A 25,273-nucleotide genomic window follows, 5' to 3' on the forward strand; every position below is an offset into this window, starting at 1 on the left:
TTCAGCCCTCACAGGGGTTGAAGGCTTTTTTTTGGTTCTGAGCAACTTTACTTGAATTTAACTTTGACAGTATCATTTTTTGAGTTAGTATTCTGCCCTGTAATTCACAACCTGAAGGGTAATACTTATGGCAACGTACAAAGAACTCCTGGCTCAAGCTGAAGAACTCTCTCGCCAAGCAGAAGAAATGCGCCTGAAGGAAGTGCAGGGCGTGATTTCTGACATCAAAGCCAAGATGGAAGACTACGGCATCACCATCGAAGATCTCCAGTCAAAGTCTCGTGGATCTTCGGCAGGAAAGCCTCGCGGGAAGGTCGCGGATAAATATGCCAAGGATGGAAAAACCTGGACGGGTCGCGGCATGCAGCCTAGCTGGGTGAAAGAACATATCGCTGCAGGCGGCAATCTCGATGATCTGCTGATCGACAAAAGTTCGAACGATAAAGCCTAAAGCAAAAGGGTAGTCGCCATGATGCGCTTGACTACTTACTCCCAAAAACAGAGCGATGAACGCTCTGTTTTTGTTTTGTGGCGAGTAGGTATAAGTAACTTCGGTGTACTAACTGTAGAGTTTACGCACCCGATTGAGGACATCGAGTTGGCCGCTGAGTTAGTAGCTATTCGTCATCTGGTATTCAATCAAGCTGTCTTTGACCGCATTCCTGATAGCGGAAAAGCATTTGAACTCAATGTATCCAAAGGTGCCATAAAGAAGCTCTCCCTCAATAGATCCGATAAGAAGCATCTGCTCAAGTTTGCAGCATTCATGCAGGAAGGGGGGCGTTTCGCTGGTGCCAAAATTAATATCAAATCTGAGTCACCAATCAATCACGATGATGGCGCTAAACTCACAAAGATCACGATAAATCCCAAAGAGTATCGTATTCAGGAGATTGTTCAGACACCCAGGATTGGTGAATTGGTCATCACCGAACATGCCGTTGATCGATATGTTCAGTATCACTCAGCAGCTGATATGAAGAACCCATGGGCTTCCCTCATCAACAGGATGCAGCATGAAGATCTTCACAAGATCCCACTCGATCCCCGCGTTATCGAGCATAAGCGCAGAAAGTATGGACCTGACAATGAGGTTGAAATCTGGGGGCACGATTCATCTGTCCATAGATATGTGGTCATCACGGATGCCAAGACTGGAATGAAGATCCTGGCCACACTGTTCAAGCGCGCCAGCAACGTATGAATCTATTGCGCTCCCACAATCTAAGTCTTACTCTGTACCAAGCGCACAGACTTGATGCATTCTGTGATGGCGCGACAGAATGAATGTGCGCTCATGACCAAATCGCATGGCCGATAGCTCACGATAACAGTGAGCTTTTGAAATACAGCTCTACTTATTAAAATAGATCTTTTGAAAAGTAGAAGTGATCAAAAAAAATGGGCTTGTCAGAAAGCCCTACAAGCGCACATCATGGAGCACCCAATGCAGTCGGATGTAAAAATGAAAAAATTCGCTATAGAGCCTCCTGGCGGCCTTCGTGAGGATTCTCTTCAAAATGAATTTTTAGCCTTGCCTGGACGCCCGGATGTAGGACAGAACGCTGCGGTCAGATACTTGCTTTCCCTCAAATCGGACCAGAGCAAGGTCACGATGCAATCCTTTCTCAACAACGTGGCCAGAATCATTGGCTTTTCTGATCTGCACTCCTGTCCATGGGGTAGCCTGCGACGCCACCACGTTCTAGCCATAGTGTCGTTGCTCAGCAGCAAGCCTGACGAAAACGGTAGTGACATTGATCAAAGGAAAGGCAAGGCTCCAGCAACTGTAAACACCTATCTGGCAGGCATCAAAGGCGTGTGCAAGGAAGCCTGGTTCCTTCACCAGCTCAATGTTGAGGACTACCAGCAAATCAAAGAAGTCAAGGGTGACAGTGGCTCACGGCTTCCTAAGGGGCGTGCACTTCGGCCTGAGGAAGTTCGGCTTTTGTTGCAAGCCTGCGATGAAGATGAAAAAAAGCTTGGCCTTCGTGACGGCGCGATGCTGGCCATCTTGGCGGGTTGCGGATTACGTAGAGCGGAGATCGTCAACCTCGATGTGACCAGCCTCGTGAGGAAGGATCGAATTCTCAAAGTCATTGGCAAGGGAAATAAGGAACGAATCGCCTTTATCCCAGCAGGAGCTTGGACCCGCCTCACTGCCTGGTTGGATGTTGCTGACATTCAAGACGGCCCGATGTTCACCCGTATTCGTCGCCACGGTGCCATGACTTCCGAAAGGATGTCGAGTCAATCCGTCTATCACATCTTGCATGAGCGCAGTTTGCAGGCCGGGATTGAGAATGTCGCACCCCATGACCTTCGAAGAACCTATGCAACGACTCTTTTTGAAAAAGGGATCGACATCATCACTGTCAAAGACAACCTAGGCCACGCCAGCATTACAACGACACAGCGTTACGACAAAAGATCTGATGAGCGCAGACGCAAGGCCAGTGAAGTCATCGATTACCTTTGAAGCAGCTCCAAATTTCTTAGCACCCTCCGGGGTGCTTTTTTGTTGCGCATTTACTAGCTGCTGAAAATTCTGTTGCGATTTTCTATCGTAATACGATAATTATGGTAATACGGTATTACAAACAATGGGGATTGACATGGCCAGACGAATAGCTACGAAAGAGGACGTATTCACCGCTGAAAATGAGCTTGTGAAAGCTGGCAAGCTTCCGCGTATCACGGCTGTTCATCAAATCATCGGCGGTGGCAGCTACACAACTATCTCCAACTTTCTGAAGGAGTGGGAGAGCGCAAATCTGCAGGAAGCACCAACTGAGGAAATGGTCTTGCCAGATTTCATGGCTTCGGAAGCCGATTTTCTCGTCCGCAAGCTATGGCGCACAGCGCTGGACGGAGCCGAAATGCGGGTCCAGTCCGAGCGCGAGCAGCTGCGGAGCCGCGAGGCAGTTATCAATGAAGACATGCAGCAGGCCATAGACATGGCCAACAGCAACAGCGAGAAAATCGATCAACTAGAAGACCAGCTGGCAAAGTGCAAAGAAGAGACAGAGAAGCTTGAACAAGATCTTCAAGCTAAAGAGCGCGCACTTCAAATGGTGGAACATGACCAGCTTGCTCTCCAAGACAAATATGACCAAGCAGCCCAAAACGGTGCCTCTTCGCAGTCGCAGATCGATGCCTTACGCAGGCAGACTATCGAGCTGGAAACGACTATCAAGGCCCAGGAAGAGCGGGCTGCTGAGCTTCGTGATGAATCGCTGGTGCTGAAGGGTGAAGTGCGTGATGCACTCGATAAGCTTAGCTATGCCAATGGCCAGTTGAGCCTCAAGGACAAGCAGATCGGCATGCTAGAGCACATGCTGAGTGAAGAACAGAAGCGCAACCGCGATATCGAATCTTTGATTCTGAGACTCAGGCAAGGCACCCTCTTCCCGGCTACTACAAAGACGCCTAGGAAGAAAACCGATGGTAATCAGACCAACCGCTGAACAAGCGCGCATTATTCAGTTCTCCGGCTCGCGCCTTGTCGTGAAAGCGAGGGCAGGATCTGGCAAGACGACAACATTTTTCCAGATCGCCCAAGCTTACCCCCGCGAGCGTATGCTCTACTTGGCGTATAGCCGCGCTATCCGCGATGCAGCTGCACAGCGCTTCCCAAAGCGACAGGTTGACTGCAAGACATCACATCAGCTTGCCTTCCCCAAGTTCGGAAAGCTGCTAAAGCACAAGATCTCACATCACGGGAACATTCCCTTACGCGAGCTGGCCAACGCTCTGGACACAAGCAACTGGGCATTCGTGAAGGATGTCTTGGATGTCCTGACAAATTTCATGTGCAGTGCTGACATGAAGTTCTACAGCGATCATTTCACTCGATTCAACGGTAAGCCCAACCTCACCACCAAGATGGTTCAGTACCAGGCGGAAGTGGTTGATGCAGCTGAGAGAGTTTGGGTTCGGATGTGCGACCCTGACGACTCATTTCCAACAGTTCACGACTGCTATCTGAAGCTCTATCAGCTTTCGATGCCAGACCTCAGCCTTCAATACAAGCGCATACTTTTTGATGAGGCTCAGGACGCGAACCCCGTCACAAGCCAGATTGTCCTTTCTCAGAGCTGCAAACTCACCCTTGTGGGCGATGAACACCAGCAGATTTTCAGATATCGCGGCGCGGTGAACGCCCTCGACCACCCTCTTCTCAATGATGTCCCGCGCCTGTACTTGACCAATAGTTTCCGGTTCGGCCCCAACGTCGCTATCGTTGCGAATGCGCTGCTTGAGCTGAAGGGCGAAACAGTTCCTGTGGTTGGCCGTGGACAAGCAGACACGGTTACTTTCCACGTTCCTATGGGCACTGAACATCGATGCTTAGTCTCCAGAACAGTGATGGGCGTGCTCGAATCCGCTCTTGCAGCTGCAGCTCGCGGCGAATCAATCTTTTGGGTCGGAGGCATTGAAAACTACAAAGTGCAGGATCTCCTAGATCTGCACCACTTTAGCCGTGGTGAACTCGGAAACGTAAAGAACAAGAAGCTCAAAGCCGACTACAAGGATTATGAGGAATATAAGGAAGCCGCAGAGCAGACCAAAGACCATGAGATGCAACGGTCAGTGCGAATTCTGGAAACATACGCGGCCGAAGACATCCCTGCAATGATTGATCACCTCAAGAGCCTCACTGTTGAGGAAGAAATGGAGGCCTCAATCACTGTCACCACAGCGCATAGGAGTAAAGGTCTGGAATGGGACACTGTTCAACTGACTGATGACTACCCAGATATCTTCGATCCAGATATGGAGCCAGAGGCTCGTGAAGACGAAATCAATTTGTTGTACGTTGGCTCTTCTCGCGCCATGCGAGTGCTGATCATCAACGGAATCATTGAAATCATCCTCAACCAAGTCGCTCAAAGACGGCGAGCACGGGCAAAAATCGAGATGGAGATAGCATGATTTTTCGCATGCGAAAAAGTACACGATCATCACCACTGCCGAGGTAGCAATAGCGTAGATATCTGGTTTGAGCCTAAAGGGGTTCACTCAGAATAGCTATGGCGCTTGCACAGCCCTATAAGGGCAGAGGCTGATGCATGCCTAGATAGCCATATCCATACGATCAGTCACAAGAGGAATTGTGACTGATGAAAACCACTGCATTTCAACGTAGCTGCATTCTGATTGCCCTGGCCAACGCGATCTGTATGGGGGTTGGGCAAGCATACGCACAGCAGATCGAAGAGACCCCTGTTCGCTTCTACGACCGCAAGAGCGAAGGATGGTTCTGGTATGCCCCAGAGCCTGAGGATGAAGAAGAAGAGCCTCCAAAGCCACCACCCAAGCCTCAGGCGGCACCAACACAGTCACCACCTGCAAAGCCTGCATCTGTTCCTCCAGCACTGGAGAAAGGGCCAGCACCTTTCTCAGCCGCGTGGGTGCGCGAAAACCTCCCCAAGTACAAGGATGCGGCCTGGGACAACCCGACAGTGGAGAACGTTCGCGCATTCATGTATCTCCAGCGATTTGCAATCGATAGGTCGGAGCAGTTTTCAAATGCTACTGAGATGGCCGTACTGGGTGATCCATATCTGGATGAAATTTCACGGCGTCCTGCAGCGACATTTGCATCTCAAAAGCTAGATGTTGAAGCAGGTAAAGAGAAAAGTGCCCTCATCGACTCTATTGCTCAACGTGCTGGCATCTTTTTCTTCTTTAAAGATGACGAATATAGCAACCTTCAAGCCTCTATTGTGAAGATGCTAGAGGCTCAAGGATTCACTATCGTTCCAATCTCGGTAACTGGACGACCACTCAAAGACAACATATTCCCAAACTTCAAGACGGATAGTGGCCATGCTAAAACTCTAAATATCGTCAATTTTCCTGCAACGTTCTTAGTTTCACCAAGTGGGAAATTTGAGCCAATTGGGCAAGGGGCACTCTCTCTTCCTGAGATGAAGCACAGAATTATTATTGCTGCAAAACGGAATGGCTGGGTTTCTGAAGAAGAATATAAAAAGACGAAACCAATCTACACGACAGATAACAACATTGCAGAGAAACTAGATCCATCGATTTTTGGTAAAGACTTAGAAAGGATTCAGCAAAAGACAAATGGCAAATCCAATTTTGTTGAACCAAGCAAACTGATGGAATACATCAGAACCCGCCTGAATACCAAGTAATTAATATCATGAAACTCAAATTATCTGTTGCAGCTGTTGCTCTATCGCTATCCCCTACTCTGTTAAACGCTGGTGGCCTGCAGTCACAGCTTGATGGCGTCTTCGGCCAGATGACGAATGTGACCCCTCCTGGTGTTTATGAATCACAACGTCGCGGCGTTCTTTCGGGTGGGAGATTCACTACCAAATCAAAGATCTACGATACGAATTTGGTTGCGTTCACACCCCCATCATGGAAAGCCGGATGTGGAGGCGTTGATTTATTTGGTGGATCATTCAGCTTTATTAATGCAGAGCAGTTGGTCCAACTATTGAGAGCGGTTGCAGCCAATGCCAAAGGCTACGCATTCCAATTAGCACTAGACAATGTATTTCCTGATGGGGCGAAATGGATTGAATCCTTCCAGAAGAAGATTCAGGAACTCAACCAGCATCTTGGTAATTCTTGCCAACTTGCGCAAGGGTTTGTTAATGACCTGACTTCCGGCATGGATCTCAAGAACAAAACAGATGCTTCGCTCATGGGTTCTGCCAATGGTCTATTTGAAGACTTCTTCTCGACAAAGCAAGAAACAGGCGGAAAAACACCAATTAAGGAAATCAGGGATCAATCGCCTGAAGTTTATAAAAGAATGACTGGTAATATTCTGTGGAAAACCATGAAACAGAATTATGCCAGCTCTTGGTTTACATACGGCGATACAGAGTTGCTAGAAACCATCATGTCTATGACAGGCTCGATTGTTGTTGGTGACATGGTGAATGACAAAACGGGGACTTCATCCGGCGAGGAAAATACCAACCCGATCATTACGCTCCCAGGCGGACTCATTACTCTTAAAGACCTTATCCAAGGTGGAAATCTTGAAATTTATACTTGCAATGGTGATGATCAATGCTACTCCCCTACCACCAAGAGAGTAACCATCAAAGGTATGAGAACCAAGATTGTTGATTTGCTTCACGGAGGGGGCACAACTCCAGGCGTAATCTACAAGTATGCAACCAATAGTGGCGTTCTTTCTGAAACTGAGAAAGCATTCACAACTTCCATGCCTAGTGGTATGGGTGCGATCATAAGAAACCTATCAATAGTTTCTTATGACTCTGCGGTCTTGTTCGCCAATGATTCGGCAGACGCAATTTCATTAGTAATGATGAAGAAGGTTGTCGATGATTTCTTCAGAGTTGCGCTCGCTGTAATTAGCTCTTCAGACTCCGCTAACAAAAAGCAACTACTTGACGAAATTAATATTTCCAAAAGCAAGTTTGACAGTGACTATTCGGCCCTACGTGGCGAATACGGTGACTTATCAAAAATTATTGACCGATATCGCTCAATTCTGGAGATTTCAAGAAAGCAAAAGTATGCACTCTCCACATTAACCTCCGCTCCGAAGCCATAAACATCATGATGTCATTCACGATTTACTCAATAGGTGACTCGACGTTCCTAGAGCAAATACTTATTGGCATTGCAATGATCACAGGTGCAGGCGATCTGGAAAAGGCCGTCATGATTGGGATGCTTTTCGGCGTTCTAATAATTTGTGTCAAGTCGCTATTGCAAGGTGCTAAGCAAACCGAATTTCAGCAAGTTTTTGTTTGCTGGGTTTGCTACATGTGCTTCTTCGGTCCCGCTACAGTCGTGACAATTGAAGATGCATACGATGGGAATGTGCGCGTAGTTGCCAACGTCCCGTTAGGAATTGGATTCACAGGAGGAGTAATTTCCAATGTCGGGTACACAGTCACAGATCTATTCACGACCGGATTTAGCATAATCGCACCGAGCATTACAAGAACGGAGTTTGCAGAATCTTTAAAACTGCTCAATGACACCCGACGAAATCTTGATAAATCGGGAATTTATGTCGCAATGAATGATGCTATGGGCGGTGGTTCTGTGGATATTAGAAAGAGCTGGGACAACTATATCCGCGAATGTACTCTTACAAAAATTGACTTAGGATTAGTTTCCGTCGAATCGATGATGACGGGCAAGGTGACGGAGGTTCTTCCTTTCATGTCATCACTCTACGGAACAAGAATCTATTTAAATCCTGGGGAAATAGATGGGGAAGAATATACCTGCTCTGAAGGGTGGTTTTATCTAAGTGCATCATTAGACTCCATATCAGATATGCGTGTTCAACAGGCTATCTCTGCAGCAATCGGCTTGAACAGACCTGATATTGGACAAGCGACTTCGCGCATTCAAGACTCTATCCAGGCACTTGGGCAAGCGTCTACATCTGCAAACGAATATCTGAAGGCATCTATATTGGAGCCACTGTACAACGATGCTGTTGTTGGAAAATACAAGGACATGCTTGACTTCGGCTCAGCGGTAATGGTGAACCAAGCTATACAACAACGTAATACCCAATGGGCTACTGAGCAGTCAATGTTCGTTACGGTAGCGCGGCCAATGATGGCGTTCTTTGAGGGTTTCGTGTACTCGCTCACACCCATAATGGCCATGCTCATGGTGATGGGAAGCTTCGGTATGGGCTTGCTGATTAAGTATTTCCTGACTGTTTTATGGATTCAGCTTTGGATGCCTGTCCTCGCAGTCGTCAATCTCTACATTCATGTGATATCGACAAATAAGATAGCTCAACTTAATCTACCAGGACTTGATTCATTCTATGCCATAAACACAGCCGGTGAAATTCTGCAGAACTGGATTGCGACTGGCGGCATGCTTGCTGCCTCTACACCAATTATTTCTCTCTTCATCGTCACTGGAAGCACATATGCGTTTACAAGCCTTGCTGGTCGTGTGAACGGAAGCGATCATATTAACGAGAAGTTATCGAGTCCCGATGCGTTGCAAAGTGGCCCACTTGTTAGCATGATGCCGATGCATAGCGGGAATTCCTTCAGTGGAATACAGAAAACTGGTACAGAGAACCTAAATTCAAGTATGAATTTTGGTGATGCTGTTTCAAGCGGAATCTCTTCAGCTTCTGCAATTCAGCAATCGAAGTCTGATGCATTCAAGCAAGAAGTTTCTCGTGGCGTAACCGAAGGCGGAAGCACGCAGCAACAGTCCCAGAGACTGCAATCCTTAGGGCGCTCAGTCTCATCGATGGGCACTAAACAGAGCCAAATGATCGATAGCAAGGCCAGAGAAATTGGTAAGCAGTACGGTTTAAGTGAATCCACGATAGACGCTATTAAAGGTGCTCTTACTCTATCTGCAATGGGCGGGGCGGGTGCAAAGGGTACAGGTCTACAGGGTGCTTTAAGCGCAGCTCTCTCAGCAGATAAATCTAACACTGCGAGCGAAGGTGGACGATTAGATAGCGTTATGAGGGCTGTACAAGGGGCAACATTCTCCACTTCCGATTCTCAAGCCCTGACAAGTGGCCTCACACATCAGGCGGTAGATTCAGGTAGTAACTCATTCACAAAATCATGGTCTGATAGTTCATCAAATCTTGTTGCTAAATCAGCACAGGAAAGTATCGCTGCAACTGAAAGTCTTACCTCTCTCCAAAGCATGCAAAGTTCACTGGGGCAGCAAACCAGTACAGACATGAAAACTCTTGGCGGTGCAATATCTGCATCTCCTGAAGCTGAGAGCAGGCTGAACAATGCAGTGCAAAATGCACCTCAAGCCGTAAGGCAGGAAGCAATTGCATTGGAGAATAGATTTGCGAATAGCTACAACATGGACAGAAATGTAGCCCGCAACGCAGCACAGCTTCAAGCACTGACAAACTCAAGCAACTATGCGAATGGAAATGGCAGCGCTGGATTAGCTGAAGGCATGCGTATCATCGGTCAAGCTACTGGTAGGAGTCTTGATTTCACCGGTGATCCGAACAGAAATTCCGGCCTCAAAGAACAAACACCCACAGGTGTCAATACTGATGAGATCAGATCACGAGTAGCCGGTGCCCCTGAATTTAATGATGGGAAGTTGTCTTCAGTTACAACACAAGCTCAAAGACAGCCAGGTGGGCCAAGCTCCGTCGTTGCAGACCATCAAAGTAGGACAGGCACATTGGTTAAAAACGGAAACCGTGCTCTTGAGGGGGTTGCCAATGAACAAAGTGATTTTATTAAAGATCAAATTATAAATAAATCAAGCTCCACAAGTTTTGCTCAACGCGATATGGGAACACTTGATCAAATCAAGGATCTGAGCAGTTCATTTATGGAGTTCGGGAAGAGCACTGCTTCCAATATACAAACATCGAATGATCAGAATGACCGGATACTTGCCGATCCTAAGGGCGAAGGAATCAAACAGTTCCAAGAAGACTTCAAGAATCGCAGTACAGGCGAAAGAGCCGTAGGCTATCTCGGCAATACCTTGCTGGGTGTCTCAGCGAAGGCGACTAATGCTTTCAATGAATGGCGAACCGGGAAGTCAAGTTTCTCAGATCACACTAAGAATATGAGTATTGAGGAAACGGGTGCATTCATGGCTCAAGGCCTCGCCCAAGCGTACTCAGGCGGCGCTACTACTGCAGCAAGGTTCTTGGACGATCATAAATCGGAGATGAAAGGTCTTACGAAACGCTTTGCCCAAGAGAAGCACGGTTTACCAGGATATCAGGCTGAGATTTTCGCTTCTGCGAAGTTCAATGATCAAGCCGGACTTGATGCCGGTTATAAGGGTCTTCGTGAAAGCTTGGCGCAAAGGGATTCATCAGGAGAAATCCTCAGAAATTCGAGCGGTGAAGCAATCTTGTCAGAAAAGGACAACCGATTCGCACTCAGCATGTATAAGGATATATACAATGCGGGTGTGCACCAAGGATCGAAAGATGGGCAATCGGGACCTATTCTTAAAGATGTGAAGGCCTGGAACGCAACTCAGAATACTCCCGGCAAGTAATTACCTATAAAAAAGCCGCTTCTGTTCTAGAAGCGGCTTTTTTTATTGACCTGGAAATATTCTTTTCCTCAAGTGTGGATTTGCGACTACAGGATCTAGCAAGTCCAGATCGCTGGAAGAAACACCACCTTTAAGCGTTGCAAATATCCCTCGCATTATTGCGAAGCCGAACAATGCCAAGAATCCACCGATGAAGTAAGAGGCTCCGACCCACATCAGAATCGTGGCGACCATCGACTTGTTGATGAACTTCAACAGCAAGAAAGCCAGATACAGAGCACATGCACCCAGCGCGTACACACTCAACAGGGGAGCTACAGGTAGCGACAGCAAAGCAATTCCGGGGACATACACCAAGAAGATCTTGTTGAAATTCAGCATTGGTTCCTCTCTCTCTTTATGTACATCTAATTTACTACAGGTTCAGAAAATGCAACTTCGGGAGCCGCTTTGCAGAACTTCATTACATGAATCTGACCACAAAAGCCACTTGCCCATTTAGGGCCATCTGTGCTTATAATGATCTCACAGCCACCTCACGCTGCTTGCTCAGCTCAACTGGCTGCTACTGCCGAAGTGCAGTCCCTCAAGGCCTAGTGCCACACATCACCTGCATTGCAGGTTCTCTCTGCCGAAAAGGCTTCCCTACTGGGTAGGGATCAATCTGTGGCCTTGCTGCCACCAGCCTCGCATCGTTGGCCATGTCGCCTTCCTTGCTGCTTTCTCCTGCGCATCTTTCACATCTGACATCTCGATTCAGCCGAATCGCGCCTTTCATCGCCTCGGGTACGGGCAACTGTGTACCTTCGTAACAAAACGTCTATCCCAAAAAAGACTAACTGTTGCATTACAAGGATTTGACATTCTGATACGATTTTACAGTATCGGAAAATGAACTTCTAAACGCATTTTGGATAACCTGCATTCATGCCCCAGTCTCTGCACTTGTGCCGACCGACCTCCTCCCTGCCCAGTCGTCGCCATATCCTTTCACTTCTGACTTTTCCCCTGGCCAGCTCTGCTGGTGCTGTTCTCGCGTCTACCAACACTTCTTCAGTTGCAGATTCGTTGCGAGGGTCGTTATTTGAGCAACAAGGAAACAGCACAGGCACTGACCCTCTTCTGCTCTACACGATTGCCCTCGTTGAATCCGGTTTTGGGCGGGGCAAGGGAAACATCAGCCCCTGGCCATGGACTCTGCGCTCTACCCAATCCCATTACGCCAAGACCAAAGCAGAAGCAGAAATGAAGCTGGCGGAATGGATTGAGGCTTATGGCCGCAGGATCGATATAGGGATGTGCCAAACGAATTTGTTCTGGCATGGGCACCGCGTCAAGCAAGCTGCCGATCTGCTCGACCCCCCAACGAATCTGCGGGTCGCAAATCAAATTCTCATCGAATCCCTGAAATCGTCACCCGACGACATCGAGCTGGGCATTGGCCGTTATCACAACTGGACTGAGCCTGAACGCGCGCGTAACTACGGCGCGCGGGTCTTGGCCATCTACAGAAACTTGAAACGACTGGGTTAATGACATGTTGATGTTTCAAACGAACATAATTCAAGAGCTGGATGACCGAGCTGAGGATTTGACCTATGGTGAGTCTGATCCTTCAGTCAAAGAGCTGGATGCCTCGCTGTGGGGCATCCTGAGAAAGGTGTCCATTCAGAACCCAGACCTGGCTGGCAAGCTCTTTAACCTGAAAAGCCACACTGTAGAACTCGCTGCCCAGTTGTCCGATGAAGCAATTTCAAACCTTTCATCAGGCACAGTTCTGAGCTTCAAGCTCGTCGCCAACCAACACGAGATCTGCCAGTGGATAGAAGACAGAGACTACAAGCAGACATTTGAAATCACTGACACCAGCAATTGCACAGATCTCTACTGGGTGCAGTTGGGCGTACAGGCACGAAAAGATGTGGAAACAGCTTCACAGACCTTTGGCGTTGGCCTGAACCTGGTGCGTGCGTGTTCTAACGCCACGCTGATTCAGCTTTCCGGTATTTCCACAAATTTCGCAGTGAGTTTTGCTCTTCGTTTCGACGAATCAATCATTGCCGAAATCATTTCCGGGAGACGAAACCTTCAGTACATCCTGCTGAAAAAAATTCAACAATCGATAACTGCATAAGAGGAAGACATGTCCAGAACCACACAGATAGCACCTAAAGCGCAGATGGCGTCGCTGACGCAGTTGCTTCTCGCTCGGCAGATGACTAAAGCTGGATTCATTACGAAGATCATCATGATCGAAACCGGCCTTACGCACAAACAACTGCGCCGCATCTATAGTGGTTTTGAGCAAGATGAAGGTACTGGAGCAAGAAAAAACCACGGCACCATGCGGAGCGGCACGACACTGATCCACAACAGCGCGACAAAGATCCAGGCATCTTTGCTCATGCAGCTGTACTACAACCTGGGAGGGGACGATGTGACTATCTCTGTACAGATCCCTGAGCTGGTCAAAGCGTTCCGCCTCTATCACACCCTGCGCAATGAAATTCCCAGCATGAAGAACGGGCGCTGGCCATCTTTCACGATCACGGATGCCTGGTGCTTGGCCTCTGAACTTCGTAGTGAAATGGCTTCTCTTTCAGTATGTAATTCCTGCAAATGCTCCTACTTCACCAGCGTCAATCAGCGCACATACATTGAGTGTCCGTTTTGCCATGATGCAGCTCGTCTCCCGATGAATGAATCAGCAAAAATGATTGCAGCCTGATCAAGTCATAAAAAAAAGAGCGCTAGATTTTCTAGCGCTCTTTTTTATTGCTCAGCTCCTTCACAGGCAGCATCATTCCAGCAGTCTTTACGCCACCTCCAAGGGGCAACTTGATTTGGCAGACTCCAAACCCCCACTGCCTGCTTCTTAGCGACTACCTCCGCCTCATATACACGGGTGTCACGTACATACCTTGGGTTGGCTCTATTCGCCCACGCGAGGCCTGCATCTACCATTTTTAAGTTAACTGACTGACCACTAATGGTGATGGTGCACACGCCTCTTTTATAACGGTCATACTCATAACAGTGAGCATTGACGATCTTCCCATGTACCAATGACTTCAAATAGTCTGTAGCCTTTTGACTGAGCGGTTGCCCTGGCCGCTTGTGCCCATGCATCGACTCGGGAGCATCAATATCACTCAGTCGTATCTTTAGCCGTGAGTTATCTGAGCGAAGCAGTACAACTGTATCTCCATCGTCAACGTAGATGACTTTTCCAGTCTCAGACCAATTTTGTGCATTTACCTGCAGTGGCAGAAAAGCACATGCAAGACTAGCTAACACGCTGATCCTCATCATCACATTGAGCCTAGTAATGCGTCACGGCGGCTTTTATTTACGCTCACTCTCCCCACGGTTCGATCTGATGGAGGCTGATTGGTTTCTTCAGTTGCTTGCACATTTTTCTCAGCTGAACCAGCATCACCATTCTTCTCCGGCTCCACATTTCTGGGTACAGCTAATGGTTCACCAGTTACCAAGGCCGAGAGGTTCAACGATTGAAGGCCAAGCATTGCCAAAGTGCGCAATCTTTCCCCTCTGTCGCGTTGATTGACTTTTACCAAGTCCCCGTAAAGCTCGGGATGCGAGAACTTGGAAACCTTAATATTTGATAGTTTCCCATCCCAATCATTTTGATCTGCTTTAGACACTATCAACTCCTTTTAACCCAGCATCCAGAAGCCGCGAGCGTTGGCCAACTCGGGATTCGCACTCATGATGATGTGCGCCTTTGGAAAAATCCGCTTGGCAGCCTCTTTATAAAAGGTTGCCCCGCCACCAGCCAAAAGAATAACGTCAGCATCTAGTCCCTCTTCTCGCATGGACTTCTTCATTGAAGTTAGCGCGAGGTCTGGGATCTTCTTGATGGCCTCTTCAACATAGCTCTTGATAGGGACCATCTTCCCATACAAAGGGATTTCATTCTTACCAGAGACAATTGCAGATTCTAGCTTTTCAACACTCAGTTGACCTCCGAACTCTTCTTTGATTCGGCTTGCCGCATCATCCAAAAGTACAGACATCGCTTTAAGTGATGTACCAGATGAGTTATAGCGCATTTCACCTGCAGCGATAGATACCCAGTCAACTGAGAAGAATCCAGGATCAATCACTACTGTACGGCCCTGATTGATGACAGCTTCGATTTCATCTTCCTGCACGCTTTCGCTGATGTCCATATAGGCTCCAGCAGGCTGAGGAACAACAACTACTTTTTTAACTTCAATCGTTGTTTGATTTGCAATCTGATGATTACCCGTCAGCTTATCTTTCAGTCTTTTACGGGTGTTTTCATCTTTAAATTGATCTACTGGCAGACCTGTCACAAGCACATCAATCACTGGTTGCTCTGTCAGAGCCAGTGCTGCATAGAACAATGCCTTATATTGGTTCGTGCTGGGATAGTCTGCGTGCAATTCCCGCTCCCAGCCTTGGATGCGTCCTGGTTCAACACAAGCAGCCCATTGCTCATTGTTCACCAGGACCTGTACAAAGTCGGAGCCGTGGCCGCCTCCAATTTTCTGAGGCATCAGCGACAGAGGGGCAGCCCCGACTGGGCGGACTAATGTCGTCATATCCGATTCACGATGGCCAAAGGCCAGCTTGAAATTCGAATAGCCAATATCCATACCGAGGATAAATTCAGAATTCTCCACTGCTTCAGTACCTTTTTTCGCCATGTTCCCTCCTGTTGATACGACTTCAAAACGACTTGTAACGCTTGGCATCATAGCATCACAGATGCATAAAATGGAACTATCAACGGAAAATTTTCTTTTCAAAGTCGCTTTGAAGTCCGTTAGTTGCCTGGAGGATCATGGCCTGTATCTCTGCTCCCCTCCTGCTAGGCTCGAATTCTTCGCGCCTGAGGCGGACTCAAGGCCCTGTTAGTAGATCGGGATTTTTTCTATGCTTCCCATATAAAAAGGGAACAACTGAGTTCTTTCCCACATTGGACCTCTTAGATTTGCTCAGATGCCTATAGATGTTCAACTCAATGCATCCAATCAATTACAGCCATGCTTGGTCACTCCCCATAGAATATGGAGAACAGAAAGTTTTTCCCACTCTTTGAGTGTTCGTGCAAAGCTGAACACACCGGCACCAGGCACGTAGTCTAGGACCTTCTCGGTGATCTACTAGAAGCCGTTTGCAGGGTAGTTTTCTTGCACCGGCCCTCTTCTATGGGAAATAGCTCTCCCAGCCCATAGAAGATAGTATCTTGGGAAGGGACACATTTTTTTCCCAACAACCTCTATGCCCTCTTTCAACTCACTGCCGCCCAGCGCTCATATCGAACACCTCCGAACTGAACTTGAGAAGCCCTGGGAGCATCGCGTAGACATCGACTTTGAGGCCGCAGCCAAGACCTTCATGCTCAGCACTGCGGAAGGTGTGGAAGCGCAGCTGCTACTTCTTGCTCTTGAAGCAGATGTGATTGCTGCCAACTTCCATCAAACTTCGCTAACTGCCCGAAAGGAAATGCCCAAGGAGCAGCAAACTTATTTGGGCTGTCGTGTCCGTATAAAAGATAGCTCTTTGGAGATCTCCTGGCATCGAAATAACGTAATTCCTAAAGAAAAATCAAAATCTAGTATTCGAGTTCTCTCGAAGCATATAAAAAAGGGAAAGTCTGATTCCTACGACATGTCTTCATTCCAGCGTGAACCAGCATGGGTGCAAGCTGTTGTCGCTGACGCCGAGAAGACGTTTGCAAAATTGCGGACTCGTGCGAAGATACTCACGAAGTTTAGAAAAGCTTTGAGAGAATATGAATCCTTGTCCAGCTAATCGGGGGATCACATGAGCCGACACAATTCAATCTATGGAGCCTCTGAAAAGACTAACTCTACACTGTCACCTACAACGATAGCGAGCAGGGTTAAGACTTCTAATACCGCGCGTGCAATGTCGCAAGCCACCCAACGCTCTTGTGAACTTCGCGGCGAAATAGAACACAAGAATTACGAGAGACACGTAGGTACATTTCAGACACAAGAATCCATCAATAACACGAACTCTGCACATAAAGCAGTTTTTTGGGCTACATGCTTCATGCTCGCTATCGTCGCCTGGGTGCTGAATAGCTAATCGTACTTTCAGAACCAATTTACAGACATATATTTAATGCCAGTTCAAGCTGATAAGTTTCCGACATCAATCGAGGATGCTGTCGCATTCACGAAGTTAGAGCCACCCAGAGATTATTCTAAACTAGAAATCTATGATAGATATCTAAATCAGCTGCGTATTAATTACAGAGATGATGCTCTGATTATTCTTGAAGGGCTTCTCAAAGGAATAAGCTCAGATTCAATTGAAGATACAGAGCGCAAAATCGATATAGCTCTTGAAGAACTAAGTGAGTTAGCACCAGTACAGTGGGTACTTGAAAGAAAAAGCAAGAAGAATCTACGAGATGGTTCTTGCTCCTACCAACTAATTCGACTTGAACTCTTCATCAATCCCAATGGCGCTTTCGCAATTTATGACCAGAATAAAATGGTATGGCTTGAACAGGCGTCAAAATATGGCAAAGCATTCTCCAAACCTCGATAAGTAAGTTTCGATAAACGATGCCTTGAATTGCTCTTCGCAGTTACCTTCTGGATCTCTCAGAAATACATAAGGAAGATCCATGTCCGCTGTGATCTTTTATTCTAAGAAACTATTTTCATATGAGTACAAATCGTGTCTGCTCCTCTTGCTTTTCCGACAAAGACTTGCGTAGCTGGATACGTGAGAACAATGGTCCTCGCGGATGCAACGCATGTCGTAAATATGACTCCCCTACCGTGGGTTTTGACGTTCTTGTGGATTACATTGAGGAGCGCCTAAGGCGCTACTATGGCAGAGCAGTTGACCAGCTTCCATATTGCTCAGCTGAAGGTGGCTACTTAGGTCCACATTGGGATTCTTGGGACATGCTCGACAAGATTGGCCTAGATTTTCCAAGAGACTATACAGGCAGCCTGCGCTCGGATATTGCGAGTTCCATGACTGACGAACCATGGACTGATAAGGACGTTGCCACACTTGATCTTGACGATGCCCTGTGGAGCAGCTGGGAGTCATTTTGCTCGACAGTGAAACACAAACGGAGGTTTTTCTTTCATGCTACAGGTAGCGATGATAGAGACTCCTACACCCCAGCATCCCTGCTGAATAAAATTGCTCGTTCAATTGATTTTCACGAATTGATTACAGAGCTACCAGTTGATATTCGCCTTTGGCGCGCAAGAACAGATATACCCAAACACAAGCGTGTGACAGCGACCGATTTTGGGCCTCCTCCGCCCCAATTCGCGCTTCAGAGCAATCGCCTGAACCCATCTGGGATTCCAATGTTCTATCTCGCGTCTTCCACCACAACAGCACTAAAGGAAACACGCGAAGACAAAGGGAAAGTGGGACTATGGCGCTCGGCCCGCCCAATTCGAGTACTGGATCTACGATCCTTGCCGGATATTCCTGGAATATTCTCTGATGAACCGCCAGAACTAGCCCAAACTTTGAGCTTCTTGCACGACTTCACGAACGACATCATGAAGCCCGTACAGCGAAGCGATAAAGTACAAATTGACTATCTTCCCTCTCAAGTCGTCACCGAGTACTTTCGTGACTATGAATTCGTAGACGGTGCACTGGATGGTGTTGCATACCGTAGTACCGTACATCGAAGTGGTTGGAATGTTGCACTCTTCCTGGGACCAGAAGATCTCGGACTTGCAAAACGTGAGTGGGGCGTTACGCCCACTCCTGCTTTCGAGTTCGAAAAATCGGTTTGGGCAACTTCCGCTTAGGTGTTATGCAGGAAACACAGGGGAGATGAATGGTTAGCGGGGATGGGGTGTTGGCCATCAACGGCCATCATTCCGCTACGTGATGACCTAACTGCCTGCCTGATCAGCAGCTGCTATCGCCCCATAGTTACCGTTTCCAGGTATGGGATAGCGTCTTTCAACGCTCGACATGTGAGGCCGGGGCAGTTCTTGCGGACATCTGCCCTCCAGTTCACAGAACCAGAACCGACCGAACTTTTCCCAATTGAAGGTGTAGGACCGCGCAAGCTGGATGTTTACGTCCTTCCCTCCAACTGGCACAGTGAAATGTCCCCCCTGAAAAGTGTGCCCGTGCGATGTGTCATAAGTCCAGCACTTACCATCTTTGGCTTTTGGATTGACAAACCGTTCCAGGTCGTTCATCACTAGGGCGACGCCGCGCGATGCGACACCTTGAGCTACATACTGCTCCAGTACATGTAGATCTTCATAGACATCTTTCATGAATATGTCGTGTGCACCACGCGTGCGACCCGATGCGGCTATCTTTCGATAGCACTTCATCTCTATGGCAATCTTCGTCTCACCGTTCGAGGACGCGCCGTGGACGAGGATATCGATGTTGTTTGAGCCAGTACCCATGTTGACGCCTGGCTCAAGCTCTATCTCCGCGCGTTCATCCGGGTGTTGAAGTGCCATAGGCAAGAGCTGCTTCAGCACAAAGGCGTACTGAAGCTGCATTGAAGCTTCCTTATTGATGGGAATAAGGGTGCTGCCAACCTTTCGCGCGAAGACGGCCCATGCTGCCGAAATGGTTGATCGAAGGCGGCTGTCAAATGATGTGTCTGTGATGAATGCGTGCATGCCCGCACTGTATCCGACCGAATCCAGCTGGCCCAAAGCCATGTATTCGGAAGACCAATGTTCAATTTATTACTCCTCAGGCAGCATCAAACGGGGCGCTGTCACTTGGCACAAAAAAGCCCGCAAGTGCGGGCAAAGATGGCAAGCGCTGAAATCATTCAGGTCTGATCACGCCTTGAGAGGTTCTGCAGCTCAAAACTCACACCGGAATATGAGTACCGACACGCAGTATCAAAGCGCACCCGCTGGAGCATGAAATGTATCGACCGTACAGCCTGCCGGCCCACATGCCGCTTGAGCGCCCTATGCAGAATCTGGTCTGAAAGCACAGCTGCGCAGTCTTGCTCGCTCATGGTTTCATAGCCTCGAAGAGCGTTCTCCACAATCACGGCCTCCATCACCATCAGTGCTTTGTAGTTCACAACACCACCACGGTGGCACACCAACTCGGCCAGCTCCAGATGGTCCAGCCGCCGGGGCCAAGCTATAGATGGCTGCTTCCAAAACGCCTTAGGCCGCGCTTGCCAAGCAAGAAAGCCTCGCACGAATGATTTGCTCGCCAGTCGAAGCGCACGGAATGTACGACCGCGAGAATTTGAAGTGCTCTGCATAGTTCAATGCCCTTCAAACTCTGCTCTGGACACGATTTTCAGATCTCCAGCGAAATCGCCACTGCCCACGCCTGTCCCGATCAGGATCTGCGACTCGTCCCAGCTCCAAACCTTGCCTGTGTACTTGGGACATTCACCCCCAAAGGTCGGCAACTGTCCGAAGTCAACCTTTGAACGCACCTGGTAGTCCATAGTGCGCAATTCGGTGAGCAATTCATGAAGATTTTTGGCCGTGAGCTGGATCATCACCATCCCCTTGTTGATCTGCCAAAAATCTACTGCTGGCACTTCATCAACCAGGAATGCGGACTTGTCCAGTTTGGGCAAATCAGCAGTGAAGGTTGCAATGGCGGCGCTCCTAGAGTCTGGATTCCTCAACAGACCGTAAATAGGTGCCCATGTCCAACACCAACAAGCCTCTCATCGTCGCTGTGCCATTGGCCATCGCCAGCTGGCCCTGGTGGACCAATCTGCTGCTGGCTGTACTGGCCTACTATCTCTTTGCCTACCTGGCTGAACCGCCCCAACTCATGATCCCTTCCAGTAATGAAGCCCCAGCCAGTGGATACATGGGCATCTTCAGGGGCAGCATCTGGTCCATCGTTTGCAAAATCGGCCAGTACGGACTCCCAGTGCTACTAGCCGTTGCCGCTGTCATCGACATCGGGCGAATTTTCTGCACAGACAAACCTTGACTCTCAAACACAAGCATTCAAGCTGGACCGAACCTAACGCGGTTGCACAATTTGCCGGGAGTTTGTCATCTATAGTTGAGTCTGATGAAGTAAGCCTTATGGGGCTTTTCTAAGAATTGCGGGGAGTGCTAGATTGATCTTATATAAGTACATGAGCGCGGATGCAGCCAAAGCAATACTTGCAGGCCGATCAATTGGGTTTTCTAATCCCCATACTTTTAATGACCCTTTTGAGTTGACAGCGGCTTATCCACCGCAGGTTGATCTTCCTATTCCTTCTTTTTTCGATAGTGTTCAATCGTGGGCCAAGCAGTCCATCTGGTCTGAGAATCACGGGGTTCTGTGTCTAACGCGAAATCCATTGAACCCCTTAATGTGGGCACACTACGGCGATGAACATCGCGGTGTAGTGCTAGGCATAGATGTAGATAAATCTGGTTTTCTTGATTCTCAACGTTGTATTGTTCCCGCACAATACGGCAATATCATCTATACACATACGCGACCAACGCACTCCATGCTACCGTTTAAAGGGATGCCAATTCTAGTTGGCCACACGCATCACTATCCAGCTGGCCACGAAGAGAAGTTGCAACGTACATTTCTCCAAAAGCCTGCCTGCTGGGCTTACGAAGAAGAGGTTAGGGTAGTGAAGTGCTTATCGGACAGAGATGAGAATGGCACTAATCCAAGCGGCACTTTTAAAGAAATTCCAGCGGGAAATAAAACTCTCTTCTGCTACGAACTCCCAGAAGAATCGATTAAGGAGATTTATTTTGGCATGAGACATCCCTTGCTTCAATCTTCCAGTGCTGTGGCAGATGTATTGCAGGAATATCTTGGACTTTATCCTAACCTAACAGCCTACGGTTGCCGTTTGTCTCCTACCACTTGGAATATTGATTCTTTCGATATATTGAAGCCGGTCGCAGATCAATGAGATAACCTGCTGAAGGCTCGGGTGCACAGTTGGCTCAGGATGTACGCTGATCGCCTTCCGAACGAAAACTCGTCTGCATTGAAAATTCTCTGGTTATTGTTGGCCGCTCTTGTCCTGGTCGCCTTTTCTGCCCCGTAGTGGCCATTTGCAACGTTGCTTCTGATCGCCTCAACGGTGGGTTGCATTTTTGAGGTGGCTCTTAGGCTTAAAGAGTCATCCACTCAAAAAGGCATGGGCATGCCCATCACCACCATCAAAACCACCCAGGTCATATCCCAAGACCAGTTCGTCAACGGCGCTCGTGATGCAGTGCTCGATGCTCTCGACACCTACGTGCGCGGACTCACTGGCCATCCCAAGACCCTTGGGGCCACTGACGCCGAGTTGCCAGCTTTATTCGAAGTGATCGACAAGCACGCCCGCCTGGTTCATGCGCGTCTTGTCGGTGCGGAAGTCCTCTCCCCCACCCCTAACGGGTTGCATGTCGAAGCCGACTAGAAAGCCACACCATCCATGAATACGCGAGAACAACTCATAGCCATCGCTGACTGGCTCGGTGATGAAGAAGAGTCCCTGTCATTTGGCCTGCGCAACGCCTTCGATGCCCTACGCTTGTATGACTATGCCCTAGCTCGACCGGAGCTGATGTGCGGTTACGTGATGGAATGGCCCGAAGCGGACCGTATCGCCGCGCTCGGCTATGACCCCATTGCCACGGTCGAAGCCATCCGGGGCCGCGATGTCAATGAGACAGGAGCCAGCCAAGCCTGCGCAGTGCTGGCACGCACGCGCGCCCTGCTCGACTCAGTTGCCTTTGTAGCCACTGAAGGGGACAGCTCGCAGTTGCTCATTGACATCGACGACATCCTTACTCCAGAAGTACAGGAGAGCATGACATGACGATCACAACTGAACTTGACCTTCTCAATCGCCAGCTCGCCCTGGCCCAGGCCAAGCACACCGCAGCCGTCGCATGCCTTCGTGCAGCTGAACGCAAGGAAGATCTTGCCGATGAAAAAGTCAACGGTATCAAAGCCAAGATCGCGGCGCTGACAATCCAAAGCTGGGGAGATAAGCCCGATATTGCTGTGCTTCTGCAGCCCCGCTGCTCTTACGTCTACTACAACTATCTGTCGGCCCTGGCCAGCGATAAGGGCCTTTCAGTGAATGGCGAATGGATCGACACAAAGCAGACCGCGCTATCCATTGCCATGTCGCGCCATAAAGTCGGTGCCATTGAGCTTGTGGCCAGCGGCATCCGATTGTTTGCCCCGTTCATACGCAAAGCCAAGGGCGGATGGGTCAAGTTCGGCGTGTCCTGCCATGAAAGCGATTGCGCATGGGAGCTGTGGTACTCCCCGGCGCGCGGCAACTGCCAGCTCGTGAAGCAAGTGCTCTGCAGCGCTGTCGAACGCATAGCGCATGGCACCCTGGAGCTGGCCCTGGCCCACATCGAACAGAACCTTTGGGCGGACAACACCTTGGATATAGAAGCCCAGCAAGTCATCGACGTTCCGGTTCTTGAGGAATCCATGGCACATTGATGCCCTGATCGTCGCAATTCGACTCTGACCTGAAGAGCCAATCTTAGCTGGCCGTCCCTGTGACGGCCTTTCCTTTTATTGTGGGCATCGCTCACGATGAACTGAGTGCAGAAGCTATCCGTTTGCCAATGGCTTCAAACCAAGGATCTGTCTGAAAGCAGAGGGGCCTCAACCACGGTGGTTACGGCACCTTTGCACATAAGCAGCATTTCTATCAATCATCCTCTAAACTCAACCCGTCAAAGACGAACTGAACATGCAATAGCATGTCTTCCAGTCCAAGTTAGACCTAAGGAGAATATATGAGCACTTTCACTCAACTAACCGGAATACCAACCCAAGTGGGCCATGTGCCCAGATCATCTAAGCAGAACGGTTCGCCTTTCATTACCGGCTCCGCATTCGCGCCGGAAAGCGGTAAATGCTATGAAGTGAGTTTCGAATCAATAATAGATGGTCAAGATCCTCCCAATACATCGCGTATAAGAGCCTACGGACCTGTTCATTCTCAGTGGGTCAACCTAGACACTAATACACAGTTTCAGTGTGATAGGAAATTGGTAGTTCAAGCCTACAGAGAGATTTCATGCTCTGACTGCAATGGCTGATCGGGTGACTAGCATGGTGCTCAAGCTGATCGCCAAGCCCTGACGCGGGGCATCGACAGCCTGATTCTTGCATTTGCGAATGTGCGAATGGCAGCACTCCGCCAATACAGAGTGGCCAAGTAATCTAGATAAGGTTGAGAGGTAATGAAAGACGAAATGCAATCAGGCTACAAGCCTGTACAGGATGAGGTTCTGAAGACGATTGGCCTTGCGGTAATCGCTGGACAAGGCGTCGAGCGTCTGTTGCAAACATGCTTGCGATTCCCATTTCATGGACAGCCTCTACAGACAGAGGAACAGGTTAAAGCTCTGCTTGGTCTGCACTCGAAAGCCACCCTGGGGAAACTTCTCAGTGTCCTGCGTCAGCGGGTTGATCTGCTCCCCGAGTTCGGTGTGCAACTGGATCGCTTTCTCGAAAATCGCAATGTCATTGCTCATCGGCTGCACGACACCCCCGGAGGTTTGGACCTGCATTCGGACGTAGGCAGGGAAAGGCTTTTGACTTTCCTGATCCAGTTCTTGGAAGACGCACATCATGTCAACATGGTGTTGGTTGGCGTGCTTCGTGAGTGGGCGTCTCAGCAGGACATTGTTCTTCCTGGCGAGCATCATCTAAGCAGAAAGATGCATGCATACCTTGATGCCAATGTCACGCCGCACCTAGAGGACTTGATAAGCCTAAAAGATCCGCTTGTGAATTCATAATCCTCATTGACGATGAGAAGTAAAAAGCGCCCCTCAGGGCGCTTTCTTGATGGTTTTAGCCTACTCGTTTGTAGCGGTAGCCTTCACCTTCCATGCAAAGCCTTTTTAGCCCTGCTTGTTCAGCAATTGGTGTCTTTTGAACCTTGATCTGATACTCGCACTTGGCCAGTGCCGACTGCGTAGCATGAGCCGATGCGCCCTCTTTGATGTAAGCATAACGGGGTTGTGACGCACATGCACAAAGTAAAACTGCGGCCCCTAAGGCGATGATTAAAGATTTCATGTCTCTACTATTTCTATTGAAGGCCCCTTCTGGGGATGAACCTTAGAGATTACCTCAGCTCGTTATTTTTCAAATGTCAAAATAGTCACACTCTTGATCGTCTGCTCATTGGCCGTTTCGGATGTTCAATCGCTGCAGTAGCTTTAAGCTTATCCCGCAGTCAAATTTAGATGAAGAGTACTTTTTTCACTGCTGCGCGCCAAGATGC

27 protein-coding genes are annotated in these 25,273 nt (G+C 48.7%); 20 read left to right on the plus strand and 7 right to left on the minus strand.

All coding sequences use genetic code 11. From position 1 onward, the window contains the following. Positions 1 to 127 precede the first annotated feature (127 nt). From P353_RS08275 to P353_RS27995, 8 genes are all read left to right on the plus strand, one after another. Positions 128 to 451 (plus strand): H-NS family nucleoid-associated regulatory protein, encoded by a 324-nt coding sequence (locus tag P353_RS08275; protein WP_034367740.1) that lies wholly within the window; start codon positions 128 to 130, stop codon positions 449 to 451. Between the two features lie 18 nt (positions 452 to 469). Next, complete coding sequence (locus tag P353_RS08280) at positions 470 to 1,204, plus strand: hypothetical protein (protein ID WP_034367742.1); 735 nt, start codon at positions 470 to 472, stop codon at positions 1,202 to 1,204. 243 nt (positions 1,205 to 1,447) lie between these two features. Then, complete coding sequence (locus P353_RS08285) at positions 1,448 to 2,479, plus strand: tyrosine-type recombinase/integrase (RefSeq protein WP_198529043.1); 1,032 nt, start codon at positions 1,448 to 1,450, stop codon at positions 2,477 to 2,479. A gap of 136 nt (positions 2,480 to 2,615) precedes the next feature. After that, a complete protein-coding gene (locus P353_RS27520; protein ID WP_157839560.1) occupies positions 2,616 to 3,467 on the plus strand; it encodes a DNA-binding protein in 852 nt (283 codons plus the stop codon). After that, complete coding sequence (locus P353_RS08295; RefSeq protein ID WP_034367745.1) at positions 3,445 to 4,935, plus strand: UvrD-helicase domain-containing protein; 1,491 nt, start codon at positions 3,445 to 3,447, stop codon at positions 4,933 to 4,935. Before P353_RS27520 ends, P353_RS08295 begins: the two co-directional genes overlap by 23 nt. 188 nt (positions 4,936 to 5,123) lie before the next feature. After that, entirely contained in the window at positions 5,124 to 6,164 is a 1,041-nt protein-coding gene (gene traF / locus P353_RS08300) for a conjugal transfer protein TraF (protein WP_034367747.1), read from the plus strand. An 8-nt stretch (positions 6,165 to 6,172) separates the two neighbouring features. After that, positions 6,173 to 7,570, plus strand: coding sequence for a conjugal transfer protein TraH (locus P353_RS08305; RefSeq protein ID WP_034367750.1), 1,398 nt, complete (start codon positions 6,173 to 6,175; stop codon positions 7,568 to 7,570). A 5-nt stretch (positions 7,571 to 7,575) separates the two neighbouring features. Next, a complete protein-coding gene (locus tag P353_RS27995; protein WP_034367753.1) occupies positions 7,576 to 11,019 on the plus strand; it encodes a conjugal transfer protein TraG N-terminal domain-containing protein in 3,444 nt (1,147 codons plus the stop codon). A 42-nt stretch (positions 11,020 to 11,061) separates the two neighbouring features. Here the strand turns inward: P353_RS27995 and P353_RS08315 are convergent, their stop codons facing one another. Continuing rightward, positions 11,062 to 11,400, minus strand: coding sequence for a hypothetical protein (locus P353_RS08315; RefSeq protein ID WP_034367755.1), 339 nt, complete (start codon positions 11,398 to 11,400; stop codon positions 11,062 to 11,064). A 546-nt stretch (positions 11,401 to 11,946) separates the two neighbouring features. Between P353_RS08315 and P353_RS08320 the strand changes: the two genes are divergently transcribed. From P353_RS08320 to P353_RS08330, 3 genes are read left to right on the plus strand one after another with little or no spacing between them, the layout of a single operon-like run. Continuing rightward, entirely contained in the window at positions 11,947 to 12,552 is a 606-nt protein-coding gene (locus P353_RS08320; protein WP_113707699.1) for a transglycosylase SLT domain-containing protein, read from the plus strand. A 10-nt stretch (positions 12,553 to 12,562) separates the two neighbouring features. Then, positions 12,563 to 13,153 carry a hypothetical protein gene (locus P353_RS08325; RefSeq protein WP_157839561.1) on the plus strand — a complete coding sequence of 197 codons (591 nt, stop codon included), beginning with the start codon at positions 12,563 to 12,565 and terminating at the stop codon, positions 13,151 to 13,153. A gap of 9 nt (positions 13,154 to 13,162) precedes the next feature. Next, positions 13,163 to 13,747 carry a FlhC family transcriptional regulator gene (locus tag P353_RS08330; RefSeq protein WP_080747442.1) on the plus strand — a complete coding sequence of 195 codons (585 nt, stop codon included), beginning with the start codon at positions 13,163 to 13,165 and terminating at the stop codon, positions 13,745 to 13,747. 44 nt (positions 13,748 to 13,791) lie between these two features. Here P353_RS08330 and P353_RS30310 read toward each other — a convergent pair whose 3' ends face one another. Genes P353_RS30310 through P353_RS08335 form a run of 3 tightly spaced genes read right to left on the minus strand, consistent with a single transcriptional unit; the run spans position 13,792 to position 15,713 of the window. Then, on the minus strand, positions 13,792 to 14,331 hold the full coding sequence (locus tag P353_RS30310; protein ID WP_080750482.1) for a thermonuclease family protein: 540 nt from the start codon (positions 14,329 to 14,331) through the stop codon (positions 13,792 to 13,794). After that, the gene (locus tag P353_RS29120) at positions 14,331 to 14,684 is read right to left on the minus strand and encodes a hypothetical protein (RefSeq protein ID WP_148748348.1); all 354 of its coding nucleotides are present in this window, start codon (positions 14,682 to 14,684) and stop codon (positions 14,331 to 14,333) included. Before P353_RS29120 ends, P353_RS30310 begins: the two co-directional genes overlap by 1 nt. Before the next feature lie 12 nt (positions 14,685 to 14,696). Further along, positions 14,697 to 15,713 carry a ParM/StbA family protein gene (locus P353_RS08335; protein WP_052084794.1) on the minus strand — a complete coding sequence of 339 codons (1,017 nt, stop codon included), beginning with the start codon at positions 15,711 to 15,713 and terminating at the stop codon, positions 14,697 to 14,699. A gap of 577 nt (positions 15,714 to 16,290) precedes the next feature. Here P353_RS08335 and mobI point away from each other — a divergent pair. The 3 genes from mobI to P353_RS28005 all read left to right on the plus strand — a co-directional run bounded on the left by mobI (position 16,291) and on the right by P353_RS28005 (position 18,836). Then, on the plus strand, positions 16,291 to 16,824 hold the full coding sequence (gene mobI, locus P353_RS08340) for a conjugative transfer protein MobI(A/C) (protein WP_034367761.1): 534 nt from the start codon (positions 16,291 to 16,293) through the stop codon (positions 16,822 to 16,824). Positions 16,825 to 17,160: 336 nt separating this feature from the next. Continuing rightward, positions 17,161 to 17,592 (plus strand): hypothetical protein, encoded by a 432-nt coding sequence (locus P353_RS29125; protein WP_157839563.1) that lies wholly within the window; start codon positions 17,161 to 17,163, stop codon positions 17,590 to 17,592. A 119-nt stretch (positions 17,593 to 17,711) separates the two neighbouring features. Next, positions 17,712 to 18,836 (plus strand): HEPN-associated N-terminal domain-containing protein, encoded by a 1,125-nt coding sequence (locus P353_RS28005; RefSeq protein WP_080750483.1) that lies wholly within the window; start codon positions 17,712 to 17,714, stop codon positions 18,834 to 18,836. Positions 18,837 to 18,923: 87 nt separating this feature from the next. Here P353_RS28005 and P353_RS08345 read toward each other — a convergent pair whose 3' ends face one another. Then, complete coding sequence (locus P353_RS08345) at positions 18,924 to 19,679, minus strand: hypothetical protein (protein WP_198529044.1); 756 nt, start codon at positions 19,677 to 19,679, stop codon at positions 18,924 to 18,926. 614 nt (positions 19,680 to 20,293) lie between these two features. Continuing rightward, positions 20,294 to 20,617, minus strand: coding sequence for a hypothetical protein (locus tag P353_RS27530; protein WP_052084795.1), 324 nt, complete (start codon positions 20,615 to 20,617; stop codon positions 20,294 to 20,296). 71 nt (positions 20,618 to 20,688) lie between these two features. Between P353_RS27530 and P353_RS08360 the strand changes: the two genes are divergently transcribed. From P353_RS08360 to P353_RS28015, 6 genes are all read left to right on the plus strand, one after another. After that, entirely contained in the window at positions 20,689 to 20,985 is a 297-nt protein-coding gene (locus tag P353_RS08360) for a hypothetical protein (protein ID WP_034367768.1), read from the plus strand. Positions 20,986 to 21,136: 151 nt separating this feature from the next. Then, a complete protein-coding gene (locus P353_RS28010) occupies positions 21,137 to 21,925 on the plus strand; it encodes a DUF2971 domain-containing protein (RefSeq protein WP_198529045.1) in 789 nt (262 codons plus the stop codon). Positions 21,926 to 22,162: 237 nt separating this feature from the next. Continuing rightward, complete coding sequence (locus P353_RS08365; RefSeq protein WP_157839564.1) at positions 22,163 to 22,423, plus strand: hypothetical protein; 261 nt, start codon at positions 22,163 to 22,165, stop codon at positions 22,421 to 22,423. Positions 22,424 to 22,438: 15 nt separating this feature from the next. Continuing rightward, the gene (locus P353_RS08370; RefSeq protein ID WP_034367773.1) at positions 22,439 to 22,825 is read left to right on the plus strand and encodes a hypothetical protein; all 387 of its coding nucleotides are present in this window, start codon (positions 22,439 to 22,441) and stop codon (positions 22,823 to 22,825) included. Continuing rightward, positions 22,822 to 23,469 carry a hypothetical protein gene (locus P353_RS08375; protein ID WP_034367776.1) on the plus strand — a complete coding sequence of 216 codons (648 nt, stop codon included), beginning with the start codon at positions 22,822 to 22,824 and terminating at the stop codon, positions 23,467 to 23,469. Before P353_RS08370 ends, P353_RS08375 begins: the two co-directional genes overlap by 4 nt. Positions 23,470 to 24,221: 752 nt before the next feature. Continuing rightward, complete coding sequence (locus tag P353_RS28015) at positions 24,222 to 24,782, plus strand: hypothetical protein (protein ID WP_080750485.1); 561 nt, start codon at positions 24,222 to 24,224, stop codon at positions 24,780 to 24,782. Between the two features lie 55 nt (positions 24,783 to 24,837). Here the strand turns inward: P353_RS28015 and P353_RS29130 are convergent, their stop codons facing one another. After that, a complete protein-coding gene (locus tag P353_RS29130) occupies positions 24,838 to 25,065 on the minus strand; it encodes a hypothetical protein (RefSeq protein WP_157839565.1) in 228 nt (75 codons plus the stop codon). Between the last annotated feature and the right edge of the window lie 208 nt (positions 25,066 to 25,273).

It is taken from the genome of Comamonas testosteroni (genome assembly GCF_000761245.1).
GTDB classification, from domain to species: domain Bacteria; phylum Pseudomonadota; class Gammaproteobacteria; order Burkholderiales; family Burkholderiaceae_C; genus Comamonas; species Comamonas testosteroni_C.

Excerpts from the sequence above, each read along its gene's own strand:
- P353_RS27995 (WP_034367753.1), top strand. The coding sequence starts at position 7,576 with ATGATGTCATTCACGATTTACTCAATAGGTGACTCGACGTTCCTAGAG.
- P353_RS28005 (WP_080750483.1), top strand. The coding sequence starts at position 17,712 with ATGAGTACAAATCGTGTCTGCTCCTCTTGCTTTTCCGACAAAGACTTG.
- P353_RS29125 (WP_157839563.1), top strand. The coding sequence starts at position 17,161 with ATGCCAGTTCAAGCTGATAAGTTTCCGACATCAATCGAGGATGCTGTC.
- P353_RS08370 (WP_034367773.1), top strand. The coding sequence starts at position 22,439 with ATGAATACGCGAGAACAACTCATAGCCATCGCTGACTGGCTCGGTGAT.
- P353_RS08330 (WP_080747442.1), top strand. The coding sequence starts at position 13,163 with ATGTCCAGAACCACACAGATAGCACCTAAAGCGCAGATGGCGTCGCTG.
- P353_RS28010 (WP_198529045.1), top strand. The coding sequence starts at position 21,137 with ATGAGCGCGGATGCAGCCAAAGCAATACTTGCAGGCCGATCAATTGGG.
- P353_RS08315 (WP_034367755.1), bottom strand. The coding sequence starts at position 11,400 with ATGCTGAATTTCAACAAGATCTTCTTGGTGTATGTCCCCGGAATTGCT.
- P353_RS08320 (WP_113707699.1), top strand. The coding sequence starts at position 11,947 with ATGCCCCAGTCTCTGCACTTGTGCCGACCGACCTCCTCCCTGCCCAGT.
- P353_RS08305 (WP_034367750.1), top strand. The coding sequence starts at position 6,173 with ATGAAACTCAAATTATCTGTTGCAGCTGTTGCTCTATCGCTATCCCCT.
- P353_RS08345 (WP_198529044.1), bottom strand. The coding sequence starts at position 19,679 with ATGCACGCATTCATCACAGACACATCATTTGACAGCCGCCTTCGATCA.
- P353_RS08375 (WP_034367776.1), top strand. The coding sequence starts at position 22,822 with ATGACGATCACAACTGAACTTGACCTTCTCAATCGCCAGCTCGCCCTG.
- P353_RS27520 (WP_157839560.1), top strand. The coding sequence starts at position 2,616 with ATGGCCAGACGAATAGCTACGAAAGAGGACGTATTCACCGCTGAAAAT.
- mobI (WP_034367761.1), top strand. The coding sequence starts at position 16,291 with ATGCCCTCTTTCAACTCACTGCCGCCCAGCGCTCATATCGAACACCTC.
- P353_RS08280 (WP_034367742.1), top strand. The coding sequence starts at position 470 with ATGATGCGCTTGACTACTTACTCCCAAAAACAGAGCGATGAACGCTCT.
- P353_RS08360 (WP_034367768.1), top strand. The coding sequence starts at position 20,689 with ATGTCCAACACCAACAAGCCTCTCATCGTCGCTGTGCCATTGGCCATC.
- P353_RS29130 (WP_157839565.1), bottom strand. The coding sequence starts at position 25,065 with ATGAAATCTTTAATCATCGCCTTAGGGGCCGCAGTTTTACTTTGTGCA.
- traF (WP_034367747.1), top strand. The coding sequence starts at position 5,124 with ATGAAAACCACTGCATTTCAACGTAGCTGCATTCTGATTGCCCTGGCC.
- P353_RS08275 (WP_034367740.1), top strand. The coding sequence starts at position 128 with ATGGCAACGTACAAAGAACTCCTGGCTCAAGCTGAAGAACTCTCTCGC.
- P353_RS08285 (WP_198529043.1), top strand. The coding sequence starts at position 1,448 with ATGCAGTCGGATGTAAAAATGAAAAAATTCGCTATAGAGCCTCCTGGC.
- P353_RS08325 (WP_157839561.1), top strand. The coding sequence starts at position 12,563 with ATGTTTCAAACGAACATAATTCAAGAGCTGGATGACCGAGCTGAGGAT.
- P353_RS28015 (WP_080750485.1), top strand. The coding sequence starts at position 24,222 with ATGAAAGACGAAATGCAATCAGGCTACAAGCCTGTACAGGATGAGGTT.
- P353_RS30310 (WP_080750482.1), bottom strand. The coding sequence starts at position 14,331 with ATGATGAGGATCAGCGTGTTAGCTAGTCTTGCATGTGCTTTTCTGCCA.
- P353_RS08335 (WP_052084794.1), bottom strand. The coding sequence starts at position 15,713 with ATGGCGAAAAAAGGTACTGAAGCAGTGGAGAATTCTGAATTTATCCTC.
- P353_RS08295 (WP_034367745.1), top strand. The coding sequence starts at position 3,445 with ATGGTAATCAGACCAACCGCTGAACAAGCGCGCATTATTCAGTTCTCC.
- P353_RS08365 (WP_157839564.1), top strand. The coding sequence starts at position 22,163 with ATGCCCATCACCACCATCAAAACCACCCAGGTCATATCCCAAGACCAG.